Source organism: Streptomyces sp. NPDC050121 (assembly GCF_044460385.1).
GTDB lineage: Bacteria > Actinomycetota > Actinomycetes > Streptomycetales > Streptomycetaceae > Streptomyces > Streptomyces soliscabiei.
In genome coordinates this window covers 36,239-63,153 of the sequence record NZ_JBITJV010000047.1, presented here as the reverse complement: position 1 = coordinate 63,153, position 26,915 = coordinate 36,239, and the positions used below count along the sequence as shown (strand labels likewise).

Genomic DNA, 26,915 nt, shown 5'->3' with positions numbered 1-26,915 from the left:
TCGCAGAGGCGGGCGCCGACGTCGTCCTCGCCGCCCGCCGCCCTGACCGACTCACCGAGACTGCGAGGCAGGTCCAGGACACCGGCCGCCAAGCCCTCACCGTCGCCACCGATGTAGGAGATCCGGAACAGTGCGAGTCGCTGGCACGGTCGGCCGTCGACGAGTTCGGCCGCCTCGACATCCTGATCAACAACGCCGGCGTCGGCACGGCCGTTCCCGCTCTGAAGGAACGCCCGGAGGACTTCCGCCGCGTCGTCGACATCAACCTCAACGGCGCCTATTGGGCGGCTCAGGCGTGCGGCCGTGTCATGGAGCCTGGTTCCAGCATCGTCAACGTGGCCAGCGTGCTCGGTCTGATCAAGTCCTATGCCCCGCAGGCAGCCTACGCCGCCAGCAAGGCCGGCCTCATCGGCCTCACCCGCGACCTCGCCCAGCAATGGACGGGACGCCGGGGCATCCGGGTCAATGCCATCGCCCCGGGATACTTCGCCAGTGAGATGACCTCCGGGATCCCCGAGGAACAGCTCATGACGTTCGTCCGGCAGACCAGCCCGATGGGCAGGCTGGGGCTGCAACGAGAGCTCGACGCCGCGGTCATCTTTCTCGCCAGCCCCGCCTCGTCCTATGTCACTGGCGCCACGCTCGCCGTTGACGGCGGCATGTCCGGCCACTGACGGGACGCCCGTCCAACTCGACGGCGGCACACGCGGTCGGCGCTGTTGGGCAGGCAAACATTCGTCCACCAAGGCCCGCGTTCACGGCCCCGGACGACCCGCCGTTCTCCCACGTCATCTTCGGCTGGCTCGGCGGATGCCACGCAACCGACGGGATCGGTGTACCGATCCCGTCGGTTGCCCGCAGTGCGAGGGGTTCAGCCCACGATCGGCAGCCGCAGGGCCGCCGGGGCCGTCGCCGGGACGGCGGGGTTATCCGGGGCCACGGGGATGAGTCGACGGTAGGGCTGTGCCTGGGCTGGGCGCGGATCGGTCCCGCCCTTGTTGGGCCAGAGCGACAAGGCACGCTCCGCCATGGCGGTAATAGTCAGCGACGGGTTCACACCGAGGTTGGCGGTGAGCGCTGTTCCGTCCACGATGGACACTCCCGGATAGTTGAACACCCGGTGGTAGGGGTCGATCACGCCTTCCTCCGGCGAGACCCCGATGGGCGCTCCGCCGAAGAAGTGCGCGGTCATCGGCCGGTTGAAGATCTCGCCCCATGTCCCGCCCGCGATGCCGCCGATGTGCTCGGCCGCGCGTAGGTTCGCCTGGTGCGCGGCGGGGATGAAGGTCGGGTTCGGCGCGCCGTGCCCCTGTTTCGAGGTGAATCTGCGGCGCCCGAACAGACCACGCTTGGTGTACGTGGTGATCGAGTTGTCCAGACTCTGCATCACCAGCAGCATCATCGACCGCTCGCTCCACCGGAAGCTGTTGAACAACATCGTCATCGACTTGACCGGCTGCCGCGTGATGGTGCGTAGCATCTGCAGCCACCGCGGCATGGGCAGCGAACCGTCGGTGGCGACGGTCTGCAACAGGCCCATCGCATTGCTTCCCTTGCCGTAGCGCACCGCCTGGATGTGCGTGTCGCCGTCCGGGTGGATCGACGAGGTGACCGACACACCACGGGTGAAGTCGAACTCAGGGTCGGCTCTGGACCGGCTGATGGCGATGATTGCCTCGGAGTTCGTGCGGGTCAGCTCCCCCAACCTCGTTGAGAGCTCTGGCAGCACCCCCTTGTCTCGCATCCGATGCAACAAGCGTTGTGTTCCCCACGTGCCGGCGGCCAGTACGACCTGGTGTGCCGTCAAATTCCGGCGGAAGCGGCGGGACCGCTTCCCAGTCCTGTGGACGTCCACCACAAAGGACCCGTCGGACCGCGGCCGTACCGCATCCACCGTGGTCAATGGCATGACCCTCGCACCGGCGCGTTCCGCGAGGTAGAGGTAGTTCTTGACCAGGGTGTTCTTCGCGCCGACCCGGCACCCTGTCATGCAGGATCCGCACTCGGTGCACCCGGTACGCCGGGGCCCGACGCCGCCGAAGAAGGGGTCGTCGACGGCCTTGCCGGGCTCGCCGAAGTGCACTGCGACCGGGGCTGGTTGATATGAGTCCGCCACGCCCATGTCGGTCGCGACCTGGAGCATCACGTTGTCGCAGGCAGTCGTGGTCGGGTTTGTGACCACTCCCAGCATGCGGCTGGCCTGGTCGTAGTAGGGCGCCAGTTCCGACTCCCAGTCGGTGATGTGTGCCCACTGCCGATCCGCGTAGAACGACTTGGGAGGCCGATAGAGCGCGTTGGCGTAGACGAGTGAACCGCCGCCGACACCGGCGCCCGCATTCACTATGACGTTTTTGAGTGGGTGGATGCGCTGGATGCCGAAGCAGCCAAGCGCGGGCGCCCACAGGTAGCGTCTGAGATCCCACGATGTCTTGGCGAACTCGTCGTCGGCGAACCGGCGGCCCGCCTCGATCACGGCGACCCGGTAGCCCTTCTCCGTGAGGCGGAGGGCCGCGACGCTGCCGCCGAAGCCCGACCCGACCACTATGACGTCGTAGTCGGCTTCACAGGCCGCGGGGGTGGTCATGAGCCCTGACTCCGGTCCCCGGTCCCCGCTCACCGCGTCAGCTCGGTGGGAACGACGAGACCGAGCGTGGTGAATAGGTCGGCCAGCTTGCCGTCCAACTCCATGCCGACCTCGGAAATCTTCGGATCGTCGAAACTCGAGAAGCGGGTGCTGGGCTGATCGACGGAGAACCACAGCTGGTCGTCGTGGTCCTCGTAGATAGTGGTGCGCAGAGGCGCGTAGAGCATGACACCGGGGTTGTGGCGATACATGCGCTCGGCGATGGTGTGGTTGCCCATGAGGTAGGCGGTACACCGGCGTGTGTGTCCGGCCACTCGCATCATCAGGTCGGTCTCGGCGCGCCAGTACAGCAGGAAATCGTGCGGGGCCTGCTGGTCGGTGATCTGGCGGATCGTGGCCCAGTCGGTCCGGTCCGGGTCGAGGTCACCGAAGTGGCCGGGATTGAAGGCAGGGACCGCCTGCTCGTAGCGCTGACGGAATTCCTCGAACGGCAGGTCGACCGCGATTTCGAGCCGGCGCACCTGGTGGGTGGCAACGCGTGTCCGACCGGTCATTGTTCGTCTCCCCGCATGATGGATCCGGACGGTGACCACTGGGCGGTGTCGATCATCGAGTAGTCCTCGTCGTGCTGGTCGAGTCGTTGCATCCGGCGGCCGTCGAACCGCGCGAGGGTTTCGCTGTCTAGTGGCGGGACGAACGCGTTGTTCACCACCGTGTACTCGGCGGCCAGCCGACCGATCGGCGCGACAGCACCGGTGTCGATCCGCCCGTTGGGCAGGTAGAGGTCATCGCGGATGTAGAACTGCACGACCCGCCCCACCACGAGGTGATTGAGTTTGTCCGGTGAGGGGGCGATCATTTCAACCACGCACTCGAACGCAATCGGCGCGCCCTCGATACGAGGTGGTTTAACAGCGGAACTGGGCACCTTCTTCACTCCGACCATGTCGAACTCGTCCTCATCGGGTTCGAATTCGTTCGCGCTGAGATGCAGAGGAAGCGCCTGCGGCAGTGTGGCCAAGTGGGTCACGAATTCGCCGGTGTCACGCATATTCACGAAACTGTCCTTGAGCGTGACACCATCGGACCGGGGCTGGATGGACAACGAAACCATAGGCGGCTTGCGGCCCACGACGGTGAAGAACGAGATCGGCGCCAGGTTTCCGACCCCATCGCCCGACAGAGTGCTGACCCATGCGATGGGTCGCGGAATGACGCTGCCGATCAGCAACTTATACGCTGCTTGAGCCGTGAGATTCTCGGCCTCGATGTACATTCAGTGATCCCTTCAAGGACATGGCCCGCGGACGAGCCTCAGCCGTGTTGCCATGAGTGCGGCAGATCAAGTAATCGGTTGTTGGTTCGCGCGGTGTTGGCGTACGGACTCATCTCAGCTGAGCCGGCAGTCCGGCATGCGATTCGCGTCTGCACACGATCCCGTGGTCGACTCAAGTGACCCGACGTGCGACTGTGACGAGCCGACCTCGGGATCCGCCTTGAGTCGACCCCAGACGACAACGCCTCGGCGGCTGCCATCGCTTCAACGCTCAACACCCTGGACGGCGCGGGCGCGGACCAGCACTCGCATATCGCGCACGAGACGAGCGCATGCGGTCGCTTTTCCCAGGCCACCTGGCCCATAGGCCTGGTGCGGGCTCGCTGCGCCAGGTCTGGACGGCTCCTGCGACTAAGAAGCGCGGCCCTGCGAGTGACTCCTTCGTCATAACCGGAAACGCTAGCATCCACTATATTAAATGTATAGCTTGTCCTGTGTCGAGGCGCGGCGATCGCAGCTGTGGGCCCCCGCTCAGTCACCCCTTGCCTGATGCGTCTGGCCTGCCCTGTTTACTTGTGAGAAACCGATCGGTTTCCTTGAGGGTCGGAGGCCTCTGATGACGACCAATCGGCCGATGGCCTCGTGACGGGTGCGTCATCCGTATCGGGAAAGAACCCGCGTCGGCGCTGATCACAGCGGGTTTCTACGTGGTGGTCACGAGCCGCGACATTCAGACGTCACTCCGCTCAGCGGTGCTCGCTCAGCGGTGTGGCGGTCTTCGATCTCAACTTGGCCAGTGACGCCTCGGTCACCGCCGCTGTCCATCAGGTGATCGAGCTGTGCGTAGCCCGACACACCCTTGCAGGTCTGCATGAAGCAATGGCATACCTTCGACCGCCTAACAACAGAGGCAATCAGGTACGGCGACGCCCCCGGCCATCGTCGCGACAACGACCAACGCGAAGCCGAAGCGGCGCTAGACCGCTGGCCCCGTGGCTGAACGCGCGAGCACACTGCACCACGTCTTTCCCGCCCGGGCCTTCTACAAGCAGATTCGCAAGCTCAGCCGGCTGGTGCACACTCACGCCCAAGCGCACCGCAAAAGAAGACGCAGATGGAGCGGCACATGGCAGGGATCCAGATCGAGTTCGACGTTCCGGCGGAGATGCGTGACGGCGCCGTGCTGCGCGCGGACGTCTAACAGTCCGGCGGTACGGGACCACGGCCAGTGCTCCTGAGCCGGCTGCTGTACGGCAAGCAGACGCCCATGATGACCGTCGTACTCGATCCGCTGGCCGCGGCCAGGCGCGGCTTCATCGTTGTCATCCAGGACACCCGCGGCCGGTTCGCTACGAAGGGGAGCGGGAGCCGTGGACGTACAAGGAGAGCGACGGGTGCGACACCGTACGGTGGGCCACTGCCCTGCCTGGCTCGAACGGCTCCGTCGACATGATCGGCGGGAGCTATTTCGGCAACACCCAGCGGATGGCTGAGCTGTCGAAGCCACCGGAGCTGAAAGCGATCGCGCCGTTGATCATGTGGTCCGATCTGGACGGCGGACTGTGGACACGCGGTGCCTCCGTGCCGGTCGTGGTCGAGTGCACCACAGGGCATGCCAGTCTCACCCGGCCGAGGTCGCTATCCAGCCGGGCTCCGAGCCTCGCTGGAGCCACCGCGCTCTGCTCACGTGGCGGGCCGCAGGCGGAACGCCGGACCGGGGACGCTCTCGATGTCTTCCGCCTGCACGGCGTGCCCCTCTTCGCAGCGGAGCCGGACGCCGACGGGTGCGCTGCATCCGCGGTGTCGCGTCAGTACGGCCGGTCCCTCAGGGTCGGCGCGGTATCGGTCACCCCACTGCAGGAGTCCCATCACGGCCGGGACCAGATCCATGCCCTTGGGAGTGATCACGTACTTGGGCCGGCTCCGCGAGCCCGGCTCCTTGTACGTCTCGGCAGCCAGGATCCCCTCCTCCACGAGCATCCGGAGCCGGGACGCGAGCAGGTTGCGAGGGCAGCCCAGCACGCGTTCGAAGTCGCCGAAGCGCGACGAGCCGTACCAGACCTCGCGCAGGATCAGGATCGTCCACTTCTCGCCCACCACCTCAAGGGTCCGGGCAATCGAGCAGTTCGACACGTCCCGGTCGAGCCGGGGGTCCGCGCCGGCGGCCTGCAGGGCTTCGGTCCTCGCATCCATGGGGGGGACCCTAACCCCATCTGAGTTTACTTTCCTATACTCAGTAAGTAGTGTCGCGACCGGCACACCGGCCCGGCCGCACACGAGAGACAGGCGCGCACGAGATGCGGGCGCGCAGGCGGGTTCTGCCCGAAGAGTCGCATCGACCACCGAGACACCCACACAGAATGGCGGCCGGGATGAAGGCATTCGTCGTCGAGAAGTACGGCAAGGACGGCGCCCGCGCCGCAGAGGTACCCGAGCCGACCGTCGGAGAGCGCGACGTCCTGGTCAAAGTGAGCGCCGCCGGCATCAACCCGCTGGACAAAAAGGTCCGCGACGGGGAGCTCAAGCTGCTCCTGAAGTACAAGCTCCCGTTCGTGCTCGGCCACGATGTGGCCGGCGTCGTGACGAGGGTCGGTTCCGCCGTACACGACCTCAATGTCGGCGACGAGGTCTACGCCCGTCCGCGAGACCTACGGGTAGGAAGCTTTGCGGAGTTCATCGCCATCGACGCGGACGATGTCGCGCCCAAGCCCGCCTCTCTCACTTTCCAAGAGGCGGCTGCAGTGCCGTTGGTGGCCCTGACTGCCTGGCAGATCCTCGTCGACGGCGCTCAGGTGCAGCCAGGGCAGAAGGTGCTCATCCATGCCGGCGCCGGCGGACTCGGGTCGACGGCCGTCCAACTCGCCAAGCACCTCGGCGCCACGGTGGCGACGACCACGAGCACCGAGAATGAGGAACTGGCCAGGACCCTCGGTGCCGACGTCGTCGTCGACTACACCAAGGAGGACTTCTCGAAGGTGCTGTCCGGCTACGACCTGGTGCTGGACTCCCTCGGCGGAGCGAACCTCGAGAAGTCGCTGACGGTGCTGAAGCCCGGCGGCCTGGCCATCGGTGTCGCCGGCCCGCCGGACGCCGCCTTCGCCAAGCAGCTCGGCGCCCCCTCCGCCCTAGGCCTGGTCATGAACGCGCTCAGCCGCAAGATTCGCAGGCGTGCCAGGGCGCTGGGCGTGCGCTACCAGTTCTTCTTCATGCAGGCCGACGGCTCCCAGCTGCGCAAACTCAGCGCCCTCTACGACAGCGGAAAGCTCCGCCCCGTTATCGACAGCGTCTTCCCGTTCGACCGGACACTCGAGGCGATGGCACACGTAGAGCACGGCCGCGCCAAGGCTGGCAAGGTTGTGGTCTCGATGGCGCCCGACCACGGCTGAGAACATGCAGGCCGGCCACAGCCCCGGGGGCCGGCACGGCCCCCGATGGGGGCGACGACACCGCCGGAAGGCTCACTGGCGACTACATCGCGGAAAGCCGCAACTGATGGTGTTCGGTGGACCCAGCCCGAGCAGTGGAACCCGGTGCCTACCCGACGCGACACTCGCGCCGCCAGCATGCCCACTGTCAGCCACAGAAAGCGAAACGGTCCACCGACGCCGTCGGCGGACCGTCGTGCAAGATCGAGACTAACTGCACTGGAATGCGGCGACGTGCAGGCCGTGCTCGAGCCCACTGCGGCACGGGCCAGGGCTCTGTGAGCTGCGGCGTGGGTGGCACTGCTCCAGTTCGATCGCGCCGGAGTTGATTGCCGCGCTCACTTCTTCGCAGTCTCCAGGGTGGTCTGCTCGAAGTGGGGACCCATCGCCTCGGCCAGGGCCTGAAGGGCGGAAAGCGGGCGCACCATCACCATGATGTCGTCAATCTTGCCGTTCTCGTCGAAGTGAATGAAGTCGCAGCCCTGGACGTTCTTGCCCGAGACGGTGGCGGTGAAGACGAAGGCGTGGTCACGGCCGTCAGGATTGGTGATCTCGCGAGTGTAGGTGAAGTCCTTGAAGACGCCAGTCACGCTGCGCAGGATGTGATCGGTGATCGCCTTGCCCGGGTACGGCCTGAATGCGGCCGGGCTGGTGAAGACGACGTCGTCGGCCAGCAGCGCGGTCACGGCATCCATGTCACCGCTCTCGACAGCCTTGCAGAAGGGATGCATAAACCCACCTCTCATAATCAACAAGATGAATAGGTGCGGTTGGCAACTGGTGCTGGCTCCGAGTGAAAGGCTCGGTCACTGTGCGGCATCGCGTCCCATGATCGCGAAGATGGCGGAGAACTCGAGTGTCCAGAGATTGCCGTGGTGCGGGTACTTCGCAGTCATGACGGCCATCAGTTCTTCGGCGTCCTTCGCGACCTCGTAGGCGGCTGCGAAGTCCTGGATGTAGGCACGGGTTTGGGCGATCATGGTGTCAACCGCATAGTCGTCGCTGTCCGGCCTGCGGTGTCCGGACACGATCATTCGCGGTCGGAGCCTCTCCACGACATTGACGGTCTCGAGCCAGTCCTGCCACTCCGCGGGCGTCGACAGACCGAGCATCGGGTGGATCTCGTTGTAGATGGAGTCACCGGCCACGACGACGTCGATCCCGGGGATATGCACGATGGACGTGGGATGGATGTCGGCCTGCTTCACCTCGATGATGTGCAGGGGAGATCCGTCGACGTACAGGGTGTTACCTTCCAGCGGGTCCGGAACCGGTCCCGCCATGACGCAGGTGTCGCCGAACAGCAACTTCCACTGGTCGGCCTGCGTTTGCATGGTGGCCTTCATGGACTCGATGACGTGGGGGAGCGCCACGCACTTCGCCTCCGGGAACCGCTCCAGGAGCGGTCCGAAGCCCAAGTAGTGATCAGCATGATCGTGGGTGATGTAGATCGTCGTGAGCTTCTTGCCGGTGCGCTCGATCAGATCACCGAGTTCCTGTACGTCCTTCTTGAGGTAGAGCGCGTCGATCAGGACCACCTCGGTGGCGCCGCTCACGAGGGTGGCCGTGGTCGGCGAGAAGGTGCCGGGCGGTATGCCGGGCACCTCTTCGGCGGGGATGTTCGGCGAGCGACCGACAAAGACCGTCGCGCGGATGGGTACGGCTGGCGAGGGGGTCTCAGAGTTCATGAGGTACCTCCGGAGCGGTGTGGGGGGCCGGCGTCGCATGGCGATCGTCGGCGGTGGGCGAAGTCAAGTTTTGAACGCGCGATCGGTGACTCGTAGGACGAGCGCGCCCAGCGCTGGTACGTGAGCGCCTCAGTCTTCTGGAGCAGCCCCGCGGCCGCCGGAGCCCTTGATCCTGCTCACCGCAGGACCAGCAACACTGTGCGGAGGCAGCGGCGGCGCAGAGCGCAAGGATGATCGCGGTGGCCGGAGCGGTGCCCGCGCTGTGGTCACGGCACACTCCTCAGACGCCGGAGGTGGAAGAAGAGGGCCCGGGGCGCGGTGACCGTCAGCGCCCGACCGTGCGCCGGGTCCTCGGTCAGCAGGTCAGCTCGCTACCTCGAAGGGAATGGCCCTGTTCTCCTTTGCCCAGAGCTTCTCCATGTCGGACTCGGGGGGAGGCGGAACGAGGCCCTGCGTGCGCCACAGGTCCATGGGGCTCTCATCGATGTGGATCTCCCAGTCGTAGCCGCGATCCTTCACGAACGGCGCGAGCTTCTCCCCGATCACCTCCATGCACGTGAAACGCATCTCGGGGTCAACCATCTGCCTGGCGACGTGGTTCACCCGTATCCGCACGAAGTTGGTGGCCGCCTTGCCACCGACGTACATGGTGTTCTCCGGAACGTCCTGGAACAGGGTCACGACGTAGAACTTGGGCAGGTTGGCGTAGTCCACGTAGAGCGAGGTGATGCGCTCGGACAGTTGTTCCCTGTCCTCCGGCGTGTAGGCGTTCTCGGGGGCGAAGATCTCCCAGTACGGCATTGCGGCTCCTCTGGATGCACGGCGGGTGGATGTGGCTTTGGTACGGGCGTCTCAGACTTGGAGGTGCTTGACGAAGTGGTCACGTGCGGCTGCGGAGCACTCGTCGAACCCGGATCCCGTGTAGGCGTCGAAGTGGCCGCCCTGGATGACGATGATCTGCTTCGGCTCCCGGGCCTCTTCGTACGTGTCGAGGGCGTGCTCGAACGGTGTCACAGTGTCGCCGGCGGCCACGATCATCAGGAGTGGGGTCGGGGCGATCCGGCTGATGTAGCTGCCCGGCTCGTATTCGCTCGCCAGCTCAAGGCTCCGAGCCGTCATCTCGTTCTTCCAGTTGGGGGCCCGGTCAGCCGATGTCTTGCTGAACCATTCGTAGGCCTCGGTTGCGGGCATCACCGCCTGCGCCATCGGGTCGGGTGTGACGACCGGGAGCATCGTGGGCTCTCCGCCCGTGAACTGGTGGAGTCGGTCGCCCTGCAGTGCCGCACGGGTGTGTGGGATGAAGTCCGGCCGGATGGCCTGGCTCAGCATGCGCGATCCCGAGACGAAAGGCACCTGGGAGACGACGGCCTTCACTCTCTTGTCGATCGACGCGACCATGAGGACGTGTCCACCGGAGAAGCTGGAGCCCCAGATGCCGACGTTCGACGCGTCGACTTCAGGGCGGGTGGTGGCGTAGGTGATTGCGTTCCGGAAGTCCCGGTACTGCAGGACCGGGTCAACCTCCTGGCGGGGAGCCCCATCGCTGTCCCCGAAGTTCTGGTGATCGTAAACAAGCACGTTGAGACCGGCTTCGGCGAAGACCACGGCGTAGTCGTCGAGGTGCATCTCCTTAACGGCTGACAGCCCGTGCGCCAGGACGACGACTGGTGCGGGGCCGCTGGTGTTTTTGGCCGGGTAGAACCAGCCCCGGAGGGTGACGCCACCCTCACCCTTGAACTCGATATCTTCGCGGTTCATGTGATGTTCCGATTCTGATAGTGGTCCGTCTCTCGAGCTGTGGTTCACTTGGAGTGATCATGTCTCGAGCCGTGGTTTCGGACAGACGCAATCTATGAGTGCGGCCCGGCAGAGCACATAGAACGATTGCGCCGCGTGCTGGTATGGCTGTGCCACGGCCTGTGATCAGGCCGGTCAGGCGAATCCGTGGGCTTCGCGGTAGTCGCTGGGCGACAACGAGAACCTTGCGGGGGTTGACCACGCTCGTCAGCGCGGCCGGCGGCCCGGTTCCCGGCCTCCTCGCAGCGTATGGCTTCGACGAGGCGAAGATCGTCGAGGGCAACTCCTTTGTCAGCCTCCGACTGGTCGAGCGCGTTCTTGAGGAGAGGGCTAGCCAGTTCGCGCTGCCTGGCCTCGGGTTGAGGATGGCTGCGCAGCAGGATCTGCATATGCTGGGGCCGCTGGCGATCGCCATGGAGAACTCACGCACGATCGGCAAGGCCGTCGGGTGCGCGAGCCGGTACCTGTTCGTCTACACCCGGCCATCTCACTCGAGGTGACCGAGGATCCGCTGGGAAGTCCCGGGGTGATCGGGCTTCGCTACGCGAGCAAGACGATGGACGCGTCACCGCGGTCGATCGACTACGGCATCGCGATCGTTCACCGATTCTTGACGCTGATCAACGGCGACGCACCCTACGGACTTCGTTCGGTCCAGCTTCCGCACGCGCGTCTGGCCCCTGAAAGCGCCTACCCGGGAGCCTCGGAGCGGAGGTCCGGTTTGCTTGTCCGAGTGCGGTTCTCCGCGTCACGAGCGGACTGTCTCGATGCCGGTCAGCGGCGGCAACGCCCTGCTTCGTGACACCGCGATCGGCTATCTCGACACGCACTTCGGCCGCAAGGACCTGCCGATCTCGGACCTGGTGGCAGCGATTCTCAGCGAGCAGCACGGAAGCGACTATCCGGACCTGTCGAAAGTCGCACGGCTGCTGAGTCTCCACCCGCGGTCGCTGCAGCGGTCCCTGTCCGCGGAGGGCACGACCTTCATCGGCGTCGTCGATCGCGTTCGCAGGGGTCAGGCCTTTGACCTGATCACAACGACCGACCTGTCGTTCTCGCACATCGCGGCGAGACTGGGAATGCACGAGCAGGCCAGTCTCACTCGTGCGGTACGTCGGTGGTTCGACACGTCACCTTCCGTACGGCGCACAGGGCAGGAGCCGAAGAGCCACTCGGTTTTGATCGACTCATAGAGGCGGACAGCCGCTTCGTGCGAGGCAGGCGTCAGACGGAGTGTTCGAGCAGGCGGTGGGTGAGTGCGAGAGCCGCGTCAGTGAACTCTGGCCCACCAGCATGGCCACCGTCCATAACCAGCCAGACGGGTCGGCGAGCGTGTCGGAGTCGTCGGCACCGAGCCGGCGACGATCAGGCGGGCGCTCGCGAGCGTCCGACAGCCACGACTGCGCAATCCGTACGAGCTCGTCGTCCTCGGCCCGCGCCTCGCACACGTCGTTGCGCACCGCGCAGCCCGCGAATCGGTGATGCCGAGCCCGACTGACCGCCTCGGCGACGTAGGCCTCCAGGCGGACGCAAGATCGTCGTCGAGGCCCCCAAAGTAGGCCCAAGACGCAAGCCGACCGGCCACTGGCAGCGCCACTTCGAACCGGTCGGCCAGGGTCACCGTCGGTGGCTACTCACCGACGGAGGCAGGGGTATGGATGCCGGTGGACAGCCATACCCAGCCGTGTGCAACTGGGGGGTTGCGACGGATATCGGTGTTGCTCAACCGATCCCATGGTTCACATTGAGGGTGTCGACGCACGCCCTACCATTGTGCACTGCCGGAGTGAATCCTAGCTTTCCTTTCCCGTCAAGATTTTGTATTTCATGCTCCGGAAATCGGCCTCGGAAGTTTGGGGTGAAATAATGCTTCCGAGCCACCCGAGGATGAACGCGACAGGAACGGAAACCAGTCCAGGAGTCTGGAACGGATACCAATTGAAGCTGGATTCAGGCCATAGCGCGAATTCCGTCCCAGAGACGATGGGTGAGAAGGTAGTGAGGACGGTGCAGAGCAGAAGTCCCCCATACACGGACCACAGTAGTCCCCTGCGGTTAAACCGGCTCCAGAAGAACGTGTACATCAGCACAGGGAATACGCATGAAGCGGCAACGCTTATGGAAAATGCGATCAGGAAGTCGGTCGGGTATCGGCGGATTACAGCGGCCAATGACAGGCCGACCGCGCCCACGATGACGGCGGCCACGCGCAATGCTCGTATCTCTTCGCTGTCGGTGCGGCTGCGTTTCCCTCCCGCGAACACATCGTGCGCGAAGGAGACAGCGGCAGCGAACGTCGCGCTGGTTACCCCGGTGAGCACTGTCAAAAAGACGGCGCATGCCATGAGGGTGATGAGGACGACGCGTCCTGTCGAACCCTCTCGGAGTAGATCTGCGGCCAGCAGAATCGGGGACGACTGCCCAGAGGCATCCACCGCGCCGATGCCGCTCGCGCCTACCACAGCAGCTGAGGCGAAGCCGGTGGTGACCAGCAGGAGGATGAACGCGCCGACCAGCCCCGTGGCGATACTCATAGAGCGCCGCGCCGAATGCCCTGTCCGCGACGCGCCGATCCGCAGGATCAGGTGGGGCATCACGGCCGTACCGAGGATGAAGACTACGTGATTGCCGAGCGTGTTGAGCGGCCCGAAGCTCACCGTGTACGGCCACAAACCCGGACTCAGATAGCTGTCCGGTGCCAAGCTCTTCTCCGCCGCGGTCGAGAGCAGAGTTCCCGGCTCCCACTCGAACCTTTTTAGGGCAAGCAGTGTGACCGCAGCAAGCGTCACCAAGATGATCGGCACCTTGGCGACATGCATGAAGCTGTTGCCCCTCAGCCCCGCCATCGCTGCGAAGCAGACAACGAGACAGCCCATCAGCACCGTGCACAACAACTGTGCGCCAGCCGTCGGCATACCGATCAGGAGGGCTGCGCTGATGCCGGCGGCACGCAGTTGGATCGCGAGAATGGGGATCACGATGGCAAGAGTCACTGCGGCCGCGGCAACTCGGGGCCCGGAACCTGAAGCCCGCAATGAGAACAGGCCACCCAGAGTATAGCGACCACTGTTTCGTACCTTCTGGCCGAGGAGCAACAGCACGCCGAGCATGATCAGACTGTCGAGGGCGAAGGTGAACCCGTCGTAGCCGAACAGGGCGACGCTCCCAGAGACCGTCAACAGGGTGACGACCGATATCTGCTCGCCAGCCATAGCGAAACCGTTGAAGACCGAAGAGAGGGATCGGTTGGCAACATAAAGCCTTTCCGGGTTCGACTCCTCCGCCGCGGCGAGCGCGAAGAGCCACAAGAGAGAACCTCCGACGAAAATCAAAAAGACAACGATCACGAGGCGCCTCGCGTCCGAACCGATAGGGTCGAGTGCCCCCGAGCTCAGGATATCCATGGTCACTGATCCCACCGCCGGAACCCGTCGATGGGGACAACACCCGACATCTCGGTGCGCTGCACGTCGGACGCCAAGAAATCTTCGGCAGGTTCGGACTTCTGTGTAATTCGCATGTCGCACAACCAGGCACTGGCGACGAATAGGGCGCACTGCGCGATGCCCCACGCCAATCCCAGAGTGAACTCCCCGTACACCGCCACGGCGGGAACATCGGTGAAGCAACTCAGGACGATGCTCACGGCGAAGGGAACCGCGTTGACGATAAGGAAGGCACGCTGCGCACGATGCGTGGTTACGCGGAGGCTGTCCATGCGCTGCCACTTCGCGGCATCATGCGTGGCACTCGATGCCAGCGGACCAGGTCGAGTGGGCGGAACGTACGGGTGCACAGAATCTCCAAGCGGTGAGGGTGGGTAACGGCGCAGCTCGCAGCATTCCGACGCCGGGACGGGGATTTGGCCGACGAGGCACAGGCAATGATGAACACAGGGCGAAGGGTGAACGCCCCAGTTGCAACACGGACGCGCTACTCGCAATTGTCGCCACTCGATGCACAGGGCGCTGTGTCGGGCGTCTGGTGAATGCCCGCAGGGCTCGACACAGATTGCAAAGCCCTCGAAGGACGGCGAACGTTGTTCGCGCACTCACAAGCCGTTGTTGCCGTAATGGGCTGCGTAGTTGCCGACCTTGCCCAGCGTGCCGGTGCAGCGGGGCTGCAGTGGCAGATAAGGGGGCTCGCGCTGCCGACGAAACGAGGAAGCGGCTCCGCAGCAACGATGAAGGCTCCCCTCGACGAAGTGCGTCCCCGACATCGGGAAACGCACCGTGCGCCCGGCATCGACGCAACCGCGCCGGAAAGCGCCTGCCAAGCTGCCGGAGACCACGCACCCCCCTAGCGCACTCTTTGCCCGCGCTTGCTGCACGATCTCGAACCGGTGCTGATCCAAGACCTCAACATACTTACTGATGCGCGCATAAGAGGGCCTATCACGCCAGCGGGCCGATGCAGCGCTGCAACCAACGCGCACTGCGTTTCCGTGAGTCAGCGGTCGGCTCCAGATGCGCCGCGGTGATCTACGGGGTGTCGAGGGTGGCCAGGCTGTGGCGCCAGATCTCGACGACGTCGCGTGCGGTGTGGAGTTGGAAGGCCCTGCATCCTCGACCGCTGCCAGACCCGACCAGGGAAAGTGGAGTAGCGCGCAGATGCGATAGTCACCGCCTGATTGCCGCACCTGGTGCGTTCCTCGCCCAGAGCCAGGAACGAACGGGTCCCTTCGCAGCACGTACAGGATGGCCCGCTCAACGTCGACGCGGTCGAAGCTCGGCCGCGAGCCAAGTCCGAATCGAGAGCACGCCTTCCAGGGAAGCGGTGCGGCTGCGTGAGCTACCGGCGCCTCGCCGTCGGCGCTCAACAGACCACCGCACGCGCGACAAGCCGCGGTCCGGCGTTGTCGCGCATGGTCACGAAGCCGCGCGGACTCATGCGCCGGCGTCACCGTGTCGTGCCATATCCGTGAATCCCCGGGACGTTGAGCTCCCCACCCGTCTGGCCGGCCTGATCGATGTCGGCATCTTTCAGGCTCAGTTGGAACTTGAGGCCGATGTTCCCGGTCGTGTCGTAGAGCCATTCCGGGACGGTGTCAGAAGTGAGGTGCAGATGGAGGACGGGTGGCGTGGGGACGTTTCCGACGCGGGAGAGGGTGCCCGTCAGGCTTTCGACGTACATGGTGATGTCGTCGCCTCGCAGCGTGGACGTGGAGCCGGGTGCTCCGTCGATGTGCTGGATCTGCTGGCCGACGGGTACCGCCATCTTCAGGTCACGGATCTTGACGGCCGCTGCGGAGAACTTGAGCACCCGCCTGGGTCCGGCGGCCGTGTCCACGGTCACGACGCCGTGGAAGACGAGGTCGTGCAATTCGAGGCGGCTCCCTTTCATGTTCCAGGGCTCGGCGGCGAAGCGGCCGGCACTCGTCTCCTCGGGGGCCTCGACGTCACTGATGTCGCAGGTGCGAACGGCTCCCCGGGCGGCCGCGGGCGTGGACTTCGGTGGGGGCGACGGCTCGGCGACGCGGTGGCTGGGGACGGGTGACGCCGACGTCGTGGACAGCCGCAGGTGGGACGGCTCCGTGGCCTCGGGCGTAGCGGTGACCGAGCTCGGCGAGGGGATCGTGGGGGGTGCCGCACCTTGCTGGTCGGCGTCGCCGTTGAGGAGATCCAGGGGAGCGAGGAGGTCCGCAAGGCCTGTCTCGGCGGAGGTGTTGTGGGCTGAAGGGCTGGGGGCGGCGGTCTGTCTTGGGGACGGTGGCGTCTCCTGGTCATGTGCGTGGTCCGACGGCCTGCCCGCCTCGCCACTGCGGTGAGCACTCGACCTCTTGGGGCCAGCGGAGGGGGAGGGGCTTGCGGGGGCCGCCGTCACCGGGGCCGATGCGTCGCCGAGGCGGGCGCAGTCGACACCTCTGACCGCGTCCCCTTCAAGAGCGGAATGAGCCGCGAGGGCGCTGGTGTCAGGGGCGGGCAGACGCTGGCTCCCGAGGATGAGGGCGGTCGGCAACGCGGTCAGCGCGAGAGCCCTCGCAACCGGCAGGCGCAGGCGTGCGCGCGGACGCGGGCGGAGGCGTGGGCGCGTCAGCGTGGACGTGCGGAGGCCGGCTTGTCGGCTTCTCGACGGCCGGGCGAAGCTGGGTTCTGCGATCTCGCCGTAGGCATCGGATGACTGGTCGGTCATTCGCCGGTCCTCTCTTTTGGACTGGCGGTGTCCGACGCCTCCTGGGCGCCGCCGGGTGTCTCCGTCAGGTGTACGTCGGCCGGTCCCCAAGCCAGAGCCAGGAGCCCGCCCGTGGCCGCGAACAGCGTGCCGATGAAGAAGCCGCCGAAGTTGGAGATGGGGAGTGACAGCACACCGAGGAAGACGGCGACGCAGCCGGCGAAGAACCTGATGATCGGCTGGAACCAGAGGAGTCCGCCGAGGACGATCAGGGTCAGGCCGATGACCAGGGACCCGGCTCCCGCGGTGGTGGACATCGCCACGGACAGGGCGCCCAGGGAGAGGTTGAAGTACGGGAAGTAGATGATCGGCGCGGCGGCCAGGAGTACCAGCAGGCCCGCCCAGAAAGGGCGGGTGCGCCGCCAGGTCCGGAAGGCCCGGCGAGCGCCAGTGAAGCCGCTGTCACGGTGGGCGTTCGCGGGTGCGCCGACACTCGTCATGGGGGAGCTCCCGAGTCATGGGTGGGGGAGGGGTGTCTATGAGCGGGCGGGTCGCTCGGCGTCCCGCCTCTGTCGCCGGCCGCTTCCATGCCGGAGACGACGAGGGCGGGAGCGACCTCAGAAGCAGTCGTGGCGGCCGGCGGCGATGTTCATGTGCAGGCCCGGCAGTTCGAAGGTTCCCGCACTCGTGGCCCAGACCTGCTGGTGGGCGTCGATGATCTCGACCGAGTCCGCCTGCTGTGCGTAGCCGTCGGGGTCGACGTGGTCCTTGGGATTGACCTGCCCCTTGGTCATGGAGCCGGTGGCGACGCCGATGTCGACGTTGTTGAAGGTGGCGGTCTTGGCCTGGAGGTCGGTCATGTCGATGTACAGGTCCTCGGCCCTGACCGGTGTGCCCGACCCGCCGGCCTTGAGTGTCATCGTGTAGGTCCCGAGCACAGGGATGGTGACGGGGACGGACTGGCACATGCCGGTGATCGTCGCGTTCTCGATGGACGAGACGGCGACAGGTATGCGCTTGCCGTTCTTGGCCACATCCACGGTGGCGTAGTTGCCGAATCCTTTGCCGCTCAGCTTGTCGGCCGAGACCTGGAAGTCGGCGCCGGAGATGCTGAACGAAGCGGCCAGTGCGCCCTGGGCCATGGAGACGACGACGGCTGCTGTTGCGGCCACCGTCGGCACCGCAGCTATGGCGAAACGCTTCCAGTGGGTCTTGCCGATTCGCTGGGACATTGTGTGGTTCTCCATGGTCGAGGCGTACGAGACGACCGGACCCACGACTGACTTGCCCGGGTCCGGGGACGGGGGAGGAACTACGGCCGGGTGCGGCCGGGGTGACGCCGAAGGCTTCCGCAGGAGCATGTTGTCCACGCGAACGGAGGAAGCGGGCACGCCGAAGAGGCACTTGATAGCGTTACTACCGAGTGCCTGATAGTGGCACTATCGAGAATCGGGGGCAACCCTGGGGACACCGGTGGGACAGTTGAGTGTGAGGGAGCGCATGAGGATTTCAGAGCTCAGTCGGCGGTCCGGGGTACCGGTGGCGACTATCAAGTACTACCGACGGGAAGGGCTGCTTCCCGAGGGCCGCGCGCTGAACCCGACAGCGGTCGAGTACGGCGAAGAGCACATCCAGCGGCTCCGTCTGATCCGTTCCCTCACCCAGCTCGGCGGACTGTCCGTCGCCCGTACCCGCGAAGTGCTCGAAGCTGTTGACCGTCCGCTGGACGCGTTCGAGACCCTGGGCGTCGTCCACCACGCACTGCCCGTACCCTCCGCCGACAAGACCGGAAGGGACGGCCGGGGCAACTCGGGGTCAGATAGCTTGGTCGACGAGGCGGCGTCAGGCGAGGGAACCGCTGCGAGGGTCGAGATCCTCATCGAGAGCATGGGCTGGCAGATCTCCGACGAGTCGCCGCACCGCCCGGCGCTCGCCGAAAGCCTGGCAGCACTGTCCCGCCTCGGCGCCGAGTACGCAATTGACGACCTCCTCCCCTACGCCCAGCTCGCCACCTCCACCGCGGACCTGGACTTCAAACAACTCAACGGAATTGACGACCGCATCGCCCTCGCCGAACGGGCCGTGTTCCTCACCGTGCTCTTCGAACCGGTCGTCAGACTTCTGCGCCGCTTGGCCCAGGAGGACGCGAACCATCGCCGCCATCAGCGCCGTGCGTCCAGCGGGGGAGAGCCTCCGGCGGAGTGAAGAGGACGTGTCACGACGACATCTGCGCCACGCTCGCCGCATCGCCCGCGTTGTAACAGCCCCAGGTGCTAGCTGCCGTTCTCGCCGTACCAGACCGTGCTGGCGCGCCCCGGCGAGGTCCTGGATCCCGAGACCCGGCTTCGCGACCCGGACGACCATGAGCGGTACCGAAGCGGATCGGGTCGCCAGGGCGGCCAGGGGCAGGCGGCGCCCCAGACAGTGATCCGCTTGCTGGCGAGGTCGCCGCCCATCTGTTCGCGGGCGAGGTCGATGATGCGCTCGCGGCGCCGGTTGTTGATGGCGTCGACCTCGCCGAGGATCGTCAGGGCCTGGCCGACGCCGAGCTCACTGGCGGAGACCATGAAGCCGCGGATGTCCTTGGGGAGGCAGCCGCTGCCGAAGCCGAGGCCGGGGCGCATGCCGCGGTGACCGATGCGGATGTCGTGGCCGAGGATGTCTCCTTTGCCACTTCCAGCCGACACCAGGACGAAGAGCATCAGCCCCATGGGCCCGCTGCGCCAGTGCCACCGGTGACCGCGCGCATGCATCGCTTTTGGCGGTCATCCGGTGGCGTCGTCGTTGTCCCAGTCGACGGTGCGCCGGTACTCGGGGTGGTTTTTGTCCATCTGGATGCCGGCGTGGACGGGCAGGGGATGCCGGGTGCGGTGTTCCCAGGCCAGGGCGTGGTTGCACAGCCGCGCTGCGGTCAGGGCGTAGGGGAGGGCTTCGTCCTCGGCGGGATACTGGATGACGGCGATCTCGGTGGCGGTGAGGTTGTGCCAGGTCTCGGCCTGCTGCTCCTGATCGTCACACAGCCAACGCCCCTGGCTGCGACCGGACTTGGCTGAGGGGGTCTTGCCGTCCATCTGGTGGGGGCGGCGGCTCATGATGAACGTGGTGTCGGTGCCGTCGAGCTGGAACAGCGCGTTGCTGGTCTTGTCGCCGTCGCTCGTGGTGCCGCTCTCGTCGATCTCGTGGAAGAGCGCGGGCAGGGGGATGCTGGGGTCGGCGCTGGAGGTGGTGCGGATGACGGCGCGCGGCCGGTGTTCGGGCGTAAGGGTGGCTCCGGGCAGGGCGGGCCTGCCGTTGGCCAGGCCGTCGTGGTCGGGGAGCAGGTCGGCGTTCTTGTTCGACAGCAGTGGCCAGACGGGGCGGGTGGAGTCGCCGGAGACGTAGAGGACGTAGCCGCACTCGAGGTGCCGGCTGAGTTCGTACAGGGCGTGGTCGATGCGGCGGGGCAGAGTGTCGTCGCCGCGGCTGCCCTCGGGGATGGGCCTGCTGCGGGACAGGCCCTGGGCGCGGGCGTAGTTGAACCAGCCGCCGTGGCCGCCTCGGCCGGCGGGAAGGTAGGCGAGGGCCTTCCACTGCTCGCCGACCGGCACGAACGCGGTGAGGACCCACATGAGTTTCGGTTCCTCGGTGCGGTTGGTGTGCTTCTCGCCGAGTTGGGCGCGCATGTGCAGGCCGAGGTGGGCGACGCGGTCCTTGATCCCCTTTCCCGTGGAGATGGCGCGGGTCAGGCGGGGATGGACCAGGCCGGCGGAGCGCAGCATGTCGCCGATGGCGTGGTGGCCGGGGAAGTCCGCGGCGAGCTCCATGCCGAGGGCCTCGAGCGGGGATTGGGCCTCGCGTTCCTTCTTCTTCGAGCGCCGCTTTTTGGTTTCGGGGGTGAGGAACTGGGCGAGGACGCCGTGACGTGCGAGGTGGCGGGAGACCTCCGGCTTGGCATCGAGCGTGTACGGGTCGACGGCACCGTCTTCCCCGCGGCGGGCGGCGCGCCGCTTGCGGCCCCAGTCTTTGGCGTCGTACTCGGTCTCGACCAGGGCCAGGACCCCGGTGTCGGGGGCTTCGAGTCCGGGCAGGGCGTCGGTGAGTGCGCCGCGCCGGTCGTGGTGGCTGCCGTGGGACAGCAGCTCAGGGGCCCGGTGCAGCAATACCTCGGTGTGGCAGCCGAGTTGAATGATTTTATCGTCGGCCATGCCGTCGGCGAGGTGGGGCTGGTTGAAGTGGTAGGCCAGCAGGCGCTGCATGCGGGTGCGCATGTCCTGGTGCTGGTACAGGGCCAGGACGCGCAGCTTGGAGCAGCCGGCGGCGGCCAGGATGTCGGTGAGGCTGGCGTCGTCGAGGAGGGTGGCATCGCGGCCGTACTCGGTCTTGCGGGCCCCCACCGAGAGGACTTTGGCGACCTGCCGGCCGTGGACGAGGTCCTGCCCGGTGACGGTGGACAGGTGCTCGGCGAGGGCGGTGATGGTGTGCAGGCCGACGCCCTTGCCGATGGGGAACGACTTCGAGAAAGGGATCAGCGCGCGGAAGTTGCCTGGCTTGCCGGACAGGTCCAGGGCGCTGACGGGAAGGAACTCGGTGTCGTCAGCACTGCGCGGGAAAACCGGGTCGTCCATCAGCCGGACCCAGGCGTTCAGGGCCAGGCGGCTGGTGTGCTCAAGGTGGGTGTACTTGCCCGTGCCGCCCAGGTTCACACGCAGCAGCGGGGCGCTGGGGGAGCGGGGCGCCCACCAGGCGGTGCGGGCGCCGTTGATCTGATTGCTCAGTCTCGACACGCGTGGGGTCATGACCACGAGCGGAACGGGAAGGGAGTGCAGCGACTTCATCGCCACTTCCACACGCAGCGCGGCGTAGTGGCGCCTGACCTTCCACTCCTCCGCCTCCGTGGCCGCCTCGTCTGCCCCGGCCTCGCCCGTCTTCTCCTTGGCGGGTCGGGCCTCGAGCCAGGTGCTGGACCAGAGGTGTTCGGTGTCCCAGACCATCATGTTGTTCTCGGTGTCCGGGCGAAGCGGGATGGTGCGGCCGTCCGCCGTCAGGTCGGTCCGGGCCAGCAGGGAGGCGAGGTTCCAGCTGGCCGCGTCCCACACCCAGCCGTCCGCGTCCACCGCGTGCGGTCCGAGGCGGACGTGGTCCCACACCGCCACCTGCTCGGGCTCCACCGAGGCGAACAGGTCGGCGAGGTCACTGGGGTGGGCCAGGGAGATCTCGTTCGGGGGTGTCTGCAGCAGGGCCTGCTCCCACAGCGCGACCACGGCCCGCAGGTGGGCCGGTGTCAGCTTCTTGGACAGGGCAAGGAACTGCGGCGGCTTGCTCTTGCTGGTGGGATACAGCGATGCGCTGGTGGCGCCGCTGGCGCGCAGCACCATCAGCAGCCCGGCATAGGGCAGGTTGGCCTTCGAGCCGGTCTTGCCGTGGTAGATGGCACGCAGTTTCTTCCACTCGGGCTCGATCTTCTCGGGGAGCCGGTACAGCCACACGGTGCCCATCAACGAGCTGGTCAACGGCGCGGCCAGCATGGACATGCGGGTGTCATTCGACGGCATCACTGGGGTCCTTGGGCATCCGGGGTGGGGGCGGGGATGAGGGTGACGGGGTTCGGCAGCAGGTCCTCGCTGTGGGCGAGGTCGAGCCAGGCGGTGAGGGTGGAGCCGTAGACGCGGCGCAGAATGTCCTGCTCGTCAGCGTCCAGCTGGCCGTAGTAGGAGCGCAGCAGCCGGGGGAAGTCGCAGCCCAACTGCTGGTTGAAGAAGGCGTGGTCGACCAGGTAGAGCTCGACGGGGGTGCCGCCGCGGCGCGCTCGTCCGGCCAGCTGGATGAGTTCGACGAGGATGCCCGCCAGGATCTCGGTCTTGAGGAACTTCGGCATGCGGGAAAACCGCGGGTCGGTGCGCAGCAGCAACTCCCGCTGGCGGACGGCTGCGGTGCGCTGGGAGGCGAGCATGCCGGCGGGATCGGCGCTGACGGTGCCGGCGGCGATGCCGCAGGCGTTGATGCTCGCGTACATGACGGCCGGCTCGTGCAGGTGCGTGAGGGGGCGCACGCCCACCCACACCGAGGCGAGCGCCGAGCGGTCAGTGTGGGGGATGAGGATGTTCAGGCCGCGCGAGACCACCGACAGCGGCGCGCAGATCACCTTCACCCGTGGATGGATGGCGGGCAGGTCCTCGAGTTCATCGATGGTCACCCGCACCACGCCCTCGGGCAGATGCACCCCCTTCCCGGAGGAGGTCTGGTTGCTGCTGACGAGGACCGCGACCCATTCGGGGCGGCCGCACGCGGCCGCGATCCCGGCGGCCATCACCGCCGCATGGAAATAGGAGTTCCCGGCCAGCAGCGCCAGCTCCCGCCGCGGGTCGTTGCGGGCGACCTTCTCCAGGTGTGACGACATCTGGGTGTGCCACAGCCGTTCGGCGAGCTTGCGCAGCTCGGAGGGCTTGCGTTTTTCCTCCACGCCGCCGATCGAGATGGGCTGCCAGCCCAGATCAGTGGACGACACGCTCCCGGCGTGGGCGGTGACCGCGCCCGGGGCGGCGTCGGTCATCACGTAGGCGGGCAGGGTGTGCACGTGCTGCAGGGCGGCCTTGGGGAAGAACGAGGTGGCGGACAGGCCCAGGACGCTGCGCCGCAGCCCGGCGGTGGCCAGCGCGACGGTGTCGCCGAGACGGACGGTGGAGGTGTGCGGGTCGCCGCCCAGGGACTGCAGCGAGAGGCGGCCGGTGCCGCTGGCGTTCTTGTCGAGCTTGAATCCATACAGGTTCTGCCCGAGCGGCCCGTAGGGAATCGGCTCGTCGCGGGGGAGCAGCCCCATGGTGGAGACCAGGTCGGTGGCCGCGTTCAGCTGCCCGAGCAGCGGCAGGATCGACCACTTCAGGGTGTGGAGCTCGTTGTGCAGCGCACCGAGCCAGGCCCGCACGAGGAGATCGTTGACCACAGCGGCGCGTTTGGAGGCGGGCACGTTGAACGGCGCGTCGGCCAGGATGCGGGCGATGGAGTCCTTGAAGACCGCGAGCTTTCTGCTGCGGCGGGTTCCTTTGATCTTGCCGGCCAGGGCCTGGCGGATCTGATCGGCGAGCGGCTGCCAGCCCGCCGGCAGCTCGGCGCCGGACCGCTCGCCTGGGAAGAGGGCCAGGTAGGCATGGTGCACTGCTTCAGTGATCTCGGCGTCCTCCAAGGCGCCGGTCAAAAGGCGGCACAGCTCAGCATCCTTCTTGCCCACCATGTACCAGCCGGAGCCCGGGCGATTGCGGCGCTCTTGTTCGGAGTCCAGGTAGAGGTGCCCGGTCAAGACGTTGTCCAGGAAGGTCTCGCTGAGCCGGCGCGCCTCCATCAACGGGCCGGTCACCAGCAGGTTCTCCAGCGCCGACAGGCCGCCTCGGTGCCGGTCGACCTCTTCCAGCCGCCCCGCGTGGCCCCGGCCGCGGCTGATGAGGGTGAACTCCTGCGCTCCCTGCGTGCACCAGGTCGACTGGAAGGCGTCGACCTCGTCGATGATGACGACGCGGCAGCGCCGCAGCACGAACTCCAGCACGCTCATGTCATGGACGATCCGCTCCCCGTCCACCTCGACGGGCACCTTGCAGCGTCCACGGATCAGGTTGTGGTGGTTGGTGACGATGATGTCGGCCTCGGCGGCCTGCCGGATGTGCTCGAAACGCCGGCAGATGCCCATGCGCGGGCACAGGTGCTTGCTGGCGTGCTCCGGCTCGGCGGGACCATCAACCCACTCCAGCTGGGCGCAGGGGAGCCTGGTGCGGTCCAGCCGCGGGCCGTCCACCTGCCAGCCGGTCATCTCGCAGCCGCCGGCGAACCGCTCGAAGCGGTCCTCGCGTCCCTGGGCGAATGCGAGCGCGGCCTGGTCATCGTGGCGTGAGGACGCCACCCACGCCACCACCCGCAGCGCCTTGCCCGCCCGCTCGGCAGCCTCCCGTACAGCGGCGGCCGTCTCCTCGACCAGCCCATCCTCCGCGGCCAACTGCTCGGCGGTCCCCAGTCCTTCACGGATGCGGCCCACCACGATGAGGACCGGGCCCTGGCCACCGGCGGCCAGCAAATGCGCCGCATCCCGCATCAGCACGCTCTTGCCCACCCCGGTGGGCGCATTCAGCAGCGTCATCGGCCCCGCGGGCAGCCGCAACTCTGCCGCCGTGCGCCCGTACGCGTTGGTGAGCCGGTCGAAGAACCCCTGAAGCAGACCGGGTTTCCACCCGAACTTCCCTGGCTTGGCGGTTGCCTGGCCCACCACGCGGTCCATCACCGCTTCCCGCGGCAGCCTCACCTCCTCAAGGAACGGCTCGGTGCGCAACCGGACCGGGGCCACGAACGCATCCTTCTCGCTGGCAGGAATCTCCACCGTGTACAGACGGTCCCGGCCGAAGGCCCACAGTCCCTCACCGGCCGTCGGCAGCACCCTCTGGAGCATGGCCCGGTACTCCTCGGCCTCCTCGATGAGATGCTCGGCCAGGGCGAGGGGCTCTTGCGCGTGGCAGGCCACCAACCAGTGGGTTTCGTCTGCGTTCGATTCCCCCGGAATCCGGAACAGCGCAGAGGGAGCCACCGCGTACTCCATAACCGCCTCGCGGAACGTGTCCGGCTGCGCCAGGTCCCCCTCCTGCTTGAGCGCCTGCCACAGCCGGCCCACCAGCTCGTACTCGGCGCGCGGCAGCGACAGCCACCGTCCCCATGCATCGGTGCGCCGGGCGGCGAACATCTGCGCGAAGTCCAGCGGCACACCGCGGCGGCCATCGACGGTCTCGAATGCGAAGTACTGCTCGGACAGGGCGAGATACGCCGCGATGGCGCAACGCTGCAACGCCTCACGGACATCGCCGCTCGTCACCACTCACCCCGGCACCAGCGAAGAACCTCGGCGACGAAGTCCTTGTCGGTCATCACTTCCAGGTCCCGCCGCCCGGCAAGACGCGCCTGCAGCAGCGGAAGGTCGGACCGCTGCCGGTGCGGGACCACGATCGTCAGCGGCACCGCTGTGCCCAGCACGGGACGCTCCAGCAGGGCATCGGCCAGGGCCCCGAAAGATCGCCACGCCTTCGCATCCACCCGCCACTCTTTGGCCACCAGCGGCTCGGCGGCCGTGATGCGCAGGTCGTAGCGGTCACCGCCGGGGTACATGAGGACGTCGAGACCGGCGATGCCCGTCACCGCGTCCCGGATCGCGAATTCCATGCGTCCCGGCAGGGTCATATACCGCCACACCGTCCGGGAGACCGCCAAATAGTCGCCGGCAGCGGGAAAGCCCTCCACTCGACCGGCTGAAGCCCCGCCGCCCTCCAGGACCGGAGGGCCACTGCTGCCGCGCACCTGGCGGTAGGTGTACTGCACCCCCTCCAGTAGATGGGCGTCGCACGCCACGGCGAAGACCCCCTGCCCGGCAGGCTGCGCGCGCATCGGCCAGGCACAGACAGGACACGGGAAGCACCAGCCCGCCGCGTTGCACCACGGCCAGGACGAGACCGGCTCGAAGAACCCGAACCGCCCCCACAGCCCGCCCCACTTCTCCCACAGCACGCCCTGCTCCGCCACCGGATCACTCGCCAGCAGCTCGCGCACCCTCGCGTAGTCGTCCGGCGGGAGCCGCCGGATCTCCGCGTACAGCTGCTGCTCCTCCTGCTCGGCACGCAAGCGCGCCCAGGGCCAGTACTCCATCAACGCCTGCTGAGGCACGAGGTGTTCGCGGCCCAGGTCCTCCACGGCGTCACGCAGCAGACCGTCCTGGTCCAGCAGCCTCATCTCGCCGAGCGGATCACCGTCCTCGCCGCAGGCGGGCAGGAGGGGCGCGAGCCCGTGGCGCAATCCGCGCCGCAGCGCGCGCATATCCAAGGCGGCGGCTGCGCCGGCGCCGTGTGCCGAGCGCAGAACGCCCAGGCAGTCGATGAGGCGGGCGGCTCGCTGGCCCGGATCGCCGCTTCGGTCCGCTTCCGCGACAGCGGCAGCGCAGCACGCGGTCAGCGCCAGATCACGGCGCCACCGGAGGGAGTTCCGTTCCACAAGACCCATAACGGGTAAATAAGCAAAAAAATTAATGAACTTCG

The 26,915-nt window shown here is 66.8% G+C and carries 23 protein-coding genes and 1 pseudogene; 6 read left to right on the top strand and 18 right to left on the bottom strand.

From position 1 onward, the window contains the following. The coding region (locus tag ACIBTS_RS42435) for an SDR family NAD(P)-dependent oxidoreductase (protein WP_399326357.1) at window positions 1-674 on the top strand (674 nt) is incomplete at its 5' end. A 197-nt stretch (window positions 675-871) separates the two neighbouring features. Here the strand turns inward: ACIBTS_RS42435 and ACIBTS_RS42430 are convergent. From ACIBTS_RS42430 to ACIBTS_RS42420, 3 genes are read right to left on the bottom strand one after another with little or no spacing between them, the layout of a single operon-like run. Beyond that, window positions 872-2,584, bottom strand: a complete 1,713-nt coding sequence (locus ACIBTS_RS42430) for a GMC family oxidoreductase N-terminal domain-containing protein (protein ID WP_399326355.1) — start codon at window positions 2,582-2,584, stop codon at window positions 872-874. Window positions 2,585-2,613: 29 nt separating this feature from the next. After that, window positions 2,614-3,138: a DUF302 domain-containing protein gene (locus ACIBTS_RS42425; RefSeq protein WP_399326353.1), complete on the bottom strand. Its 525-nt coding sequence runs from the start codon at window positions 3,136-3,138 to the stop codon at window positions 2,614-2,616. Further along, on the bottom strand, window positions 3,135-3,860 hold the full coding sequence (locus ACIBTS_RS42420) for a flavin reductase family protein (protein WP_399326351.1): 726 nt from the start codon (window positions 3,858-3,860) through the stop codon (window positions 3,135-3,137). Before ACIBTS_RS42420 ends, ACIBTS_RS42425 begins: the two co-directional genes overlap by 4 nt. 1,267 nt (window positions 3,861-5,127) lie before the next feature. Here ACIBTS_RS42420 and ACIBTS_RS42415 point away from each other — a divergent pair. Then, window positions 5,128-5,450: pseudogene (locus ACIBTS_RS42415) on the top strand (CocE/NonD family hydrolase); the annotation flags it as partial. Between the two features lie 93 nt (window positions 5,451-5,543). Here the strand turns inward: ACIBTS_RS42415 and ACIBTS_RS42410 are convergent. Continuing rightward, the gene (locus ACIBTS_RS42410; RefSeq protein WP_399326349.1) at window positions 5,544-6,053 is read right to left on the bottom strand and encodes a winged helix-turn-helix transcriptional regulator; all 510 of its coding nucleotides are present in this window, start codon (window positions 6,051-6,053) and stop codon (window positions 5,544-5,546) included. Window positions 6,054-6,232: 179 nt separating this feature from the next. Here ACIBTS_RS42410 and ACIBTS_RS42405 point away from each other — a divergent pair, with 179 nt between their 5' ends. Beyond that, on the top strand, window positions 6,233-7,246 hold the full coding sequence (locus ACIBTS_RS42405) for an NADP-dependent oxidoreductase (protein ID WP_399326347.1): 1,014 nt from the start codon (window positions 6,233-6,235) through the stop codon (window positions 7,244-7,246). Between the two features lie 377 nt (window positions 7,247-7,623). On the opposite strand, the gene ACIBTS_RS42400 is transcribed toward ACIBTS_RS42405, so the two are convergent. The 4 genes from ACIBTS_RS42400 to ACIBTS_RS42385 form a co-directional block, all read right to left on the bottom strand. Then, window positions 7,624-8,016, bottom strand: coding sequence for a nuclear transport factor 2 family protein (locus ACIBTS_RS42400; protein WP_399326346.1), 393 nt, complete (start codon window positions 8,014-8,016; stop codon window positions 7,624-7,626). Between the two features lie 75 nt (window positions 8,017-8,091). Further along, window positions 8,092-8,973: an MBL fold metallo-hydrolase gene (locus tag ACIBTS_RS42395; RefSeq protein WP_399326344.1), complete on the bottom strand. Its 882-nt coding sequence runs from the start codon at window positions 8,971-8,973 to the stop codon at window positions 8,092-8,094. Between the two features lie 363 nt (window positions 8,974-9,336). After that, entirely contained in the window at window positions 9,337-9,774 is a 438-nt protein-coding gene (locus ACIBTS_RS42390) for a tautomerase family protein (RefSeq protein WP_399326342.1), read from the bottom strand. A 51-nt stretch (window positions 9,775-9,825) separates the two neighbouring features. Further along, the gene (locus ACIBTS_RS42385; RefSeq protein ID WP_399326340.1) at window positions 9,826-10,779 is read right to left on the bottom strand and encodes an alpha/beta hydrolase; all 954 of its coding nucleotides are present in this window, start codon (window positions 10,777-10,779) and stop codon (window positions 9,826-9,828) included. Between the two features lie 185 nt (window positions 10,780-10,964). Here ACIBTS_RS42385 and ACIBTS_RS42380 point away from each other — a divergent pair, with 185 nt between their 5' ends. Both ACIBTS_RS42380 and ACIBTS_RS42375 read left to right on the top strand, forming a co-directional pair. After that, complete coding sequence (locus tag ACIBTS_RS42380) at window positions 10,965-11,270, top strand: AraC family transcriptional regulator ligand-binding domain-containing protein (protein ID WP_159083446.1); 306 nt, start codon at window positions 10,965-10,967, stop codon at window positions 11,268-11,270. A gap of 267 nt (window positions 11,271-11,537) precedes the next feature. After that, complete coding sequence (locus ACIBTS_RS42375) at window positions 11,538-11,963, top strand: helix-turn-helix transcriptional regulator (RefSeq protein ID WP_399326337.1); 426 nt, start codon at window positions 11,538-11,540, stop codon at window positions 11,961-11,963. 600 nt (window positions 11,964-12,563) lie between these two features. On the opposite strand, the gene ACIBTS_RS42370 is transcribed toward ACIBTS_RS42375, so the two are convergent. The 6 genes from ACIBTS_RS42370 to ACIBTS_RS42345 form a co-directional block, all read right to left on the bottom strand. After that, entirely contained in the window at window positions 12,564-14,174 is a 1,611-nt protein-coding gene (locus tag ACIBTS_RS42370; RefSeq protein ID WP_107449473.1) for a transporter, read from the bottom strand. 2 nt (window positions 14,175-14,176) lie between these two features. After that, window positions 14,177-14,488: a hypothetical protein gene (locus ACIBTS_RS42365; RefSeq protein WP_107448315.1), complete on the bottom strand. Its 312-nt coding sequence runs from the start codon at window positions 14,486-14,488 to the stop codon at window positions 14,177-14,179. Window positions 14,489-14,821: 333 nt separating this feature from the next. Continuing rightward, on the bottom strand, window positions 14,822-15,124 hold the full coding sequence (locus tag ACIBTS_RS42360; RefSeq protein ID WP_399326335.1) for a hypothetical protein: 303 nt from the start codon (window positions 15,122-15,124) through the stop codon (window positions 14,822-14,824). Window positions 15,125-15,669: 545 nt separating this feature from the next. Beyond that, complete coding sequence (locus tag ACIBTS_RS42355) at window positions 15,670-16,902, bottom strand: hypothetical protein (protein WP_159083449.1); 1,233 nt, start codon at window positions 16,900-16,902, stop codon at window positions 15,670-15,672. Further along, window positions 16,899-17,381, bottom strand: a complete 483-nt coding sequence (locus ACIBTS_RS42350; protein WP_399326333.1) for a DUF6114 domain-containing protein — start codon at window positions 17,379-17,381, stop codon at window positions 16,899-16,901. The genes ACIBTS_RS42355 and ACIBTS_RS42350 overlap by 4 nt, the downstream gene beginning before the upstream one ends. 117 nt (window positions 17,382-17,498) lie before the next feature. Further along, window positions 17,499-18,113, bottom strand: coding sequence for a DUF6230 family protein (locus ACIBTS_RS42345; RefSeq protein WP_107449474.1), 615 nt, complete (start codon window positions 18,111-18,113; stop codon window positions 17,499-17,501). 268 nt (window positions 18,114-18,381) lie between these two features. Between ACIBTS_RS42345 and ACIBTS_RS42340 the strand changes: the two genes are divergently transcribed. Next, window positions 18,382-19,086 carry a MerR family transcriptional regulator gene (locus ACIBTS_RS42340; RefSeq protein WP_107448318.1) on the top strand — a complete coding sequence of 235 codons (705 nt, stop codon included), beginning with the start codon at window positions 18,382-18,384 and terminating at the stop codon, window positions 19,084-19,086. Window positions 19,087-19,154: 68 nt separating this feature from the next. On the opposite strand, the gene ACIBTS_RS42335 is transcribed toward ACIBTS_RS42340, so the two are convergent. From ACIBTS_RS42335 to ACIBTS_RS42320, 4 genes are read right to left on the bottom strand one after another with little or no spacing between them, the layout of a single operon-like run. Further along, window positions 19,155-19,592: a hypothetical protein gene (locus ACIBTS_RS42335; RefSeq protein ID WP_367881080.1), complete on the bottom strand. Its 438-nt coding sequence runs from the start codon at window positions 19,590-19,592 to the stop codon at window positions 19,155-19,157. A 54-nt stretch (window positions 19,593-19,646) separates the two neighbouring features. Next, window positions 19,647-22,412 (bottom strand): RNaseH domain-containing protein, encoded by a 2,766-nt coding sequence (locus ACIBTS_RS42330; protein ID WP_399326330.1) that lies wholly within the window; start codon window positions 22,410-22,412, stop codon window positions 19,647-19,649. Beyond that, window positions 22,412-25,705: a hypothetical protein gene (locus tag ACIBTS_RS42325; RefSeq protein ID WP_399326328.1), complete on the bottom strand. Its 3,294-nt coding sequence runs from the start codon at window positions 25,703-25,705 to the stop codon at window positions 22,412-22,414. The genes ACIBTS_RS42330 and ACIBTS_RS42325 overlap by 1 nt, the downstream gene beginning before the upstream one ends. Continuing rightward, on the bottom strand, window positions 25,702-26,871 hold the full coding sequence (locus tag ACIBTS_RS42320; RefSeq protein ID WP_399326326.1) for a hypothetical protein: 1,170 nt from the start codon (window positions 26,869-26,871) through the stop codon (window positions 25,702-25,704). The genes ACIBTS_RS42325 and ACIBTS_RS42320 overlap by 4 nt, the downstream gene beginning before the upstream one ends. Window positions 26,872-26,915 lie beyond the last annotated feature (44 nt).

Coding starts and splice junctions, on each gene's coding strand:
- ACIBTS_RS42430 (WP_399326355.1), bottom strand. CDS start 2,584: ATGACCACCCCCGCGGCCTGTGAAGCCGACTACGACGTCATAGTGGTC.
- ACIBTS_RS42425 (WP_399326353.1), bottom strand. CDS start 3,138: ATGACCGGTCGGACACGCGTTGCCACCCACCAGGTGCGCCGGCTCGAA.
- ACIBTS_RS42420 (WP_399326351.1), bottom strand. CDS start 3,860: ATGTACATCGAGGCCGAGAATCTCACGGCTCAAGCAGCGTATAAGTTG.
- ACIBTS_RS42410 (WP_399326349.1), bottom strand. CDS start 6,053: ATGGATGCGAGGACCGAAGCCCTGCAGGCCGCCGGCGCGGACCCCCGG.
- ACIBTS_RS42405 (WP_399326347.1), top strand. CDS start 6,233: ATGAAGGCATTCGTCGTCGAGAAGTACGGCAAGGACGGCGCCCGCGCC.
- ACIBTS_RS42400 (WP_399326346.1), bottom strand. CDS start 8,016: ATGCATCCCTTCTGCAAGGCTGTCGAGAGCGGTGACATGGATGCCGTG.
- ACIBTS_RS42395 (WP_399326344.1), bottom strand. CDS start 8,973: ATGAACTCTGAGACCCCCTCGCCAGCCGTACCCATCCGCGCGACGGTC.
- ACIBTS_RS42390 (WP_399326342.1), bottom strand. CDS start 9,774: ATGCCGTACTGGGAGATCTTCGCCCCCGAGAACGCCTACACGCCGGAG.
- ACIBTS_RS42375 (WP_399326337.1), top strand. CDS start 11,538: ATGCCGGTCAGCGGCGGCAACGCCCTGCTTCGTGACACCGCGATCGGC.
- ACIBTS_RS42370 (WP_107449473.1), bottom strand. CDS start 14,174: ATGGATATCCTGAGCTCGGGGGCACTCGACCCTATCGGTTCGGACGCG.
- ACIBTS_RS42365 (WP_107448315.1), bottom strand. CDS start 14,488: ATGGACAGCCTCCGCGTAACCACGCATCGTGCGCAGCGTGCCTTCCTT.
- ACIBTS_RS42355 (WP_159083449.1), bottom strand. CDS start 16,902: ATGACCGACCAGTCATCCGATGCCTACGGCGAGATCGCAGAACCCAGC.
- ACIBTS_RS42350 (WP_399326333.1), bottom strand. CDS start 17,381: ATGACGAGTGTCGGCGCACCCGCGAACGCCCACCGTGACAGCGGCTTC.
- ACIBTS_RS42345 (WP_107449474.1), bottom strand. CDS start 18,113: ATGTCCCAGCGAATCGGCAAGACCCACTGGAAGCGTTTCGCCATAGCT.
- ACIBTS_RS42340 (WP_107448318.1), top strand. CDS start 18,382: ATGAGGATTTCAGAGCTCAGTCGGCGGTCCGGGGTACCGGTGGCGACT.
- ACIBTS_RS42335 (WP_367881080.1), bottom strand. CDS start 19,592: ATGGGGCTGATGCTCTTCGTCCTGGTGTCGGCTGGAAGTGGCAAAGGA.
- ACIBTS_RS42330 (WP_399326330.1), bottom strand. CDS start 22,412: ATGCCGTCGAATGACACCCGCATGTCCATGCTGGCCGCGCCGTTGACC.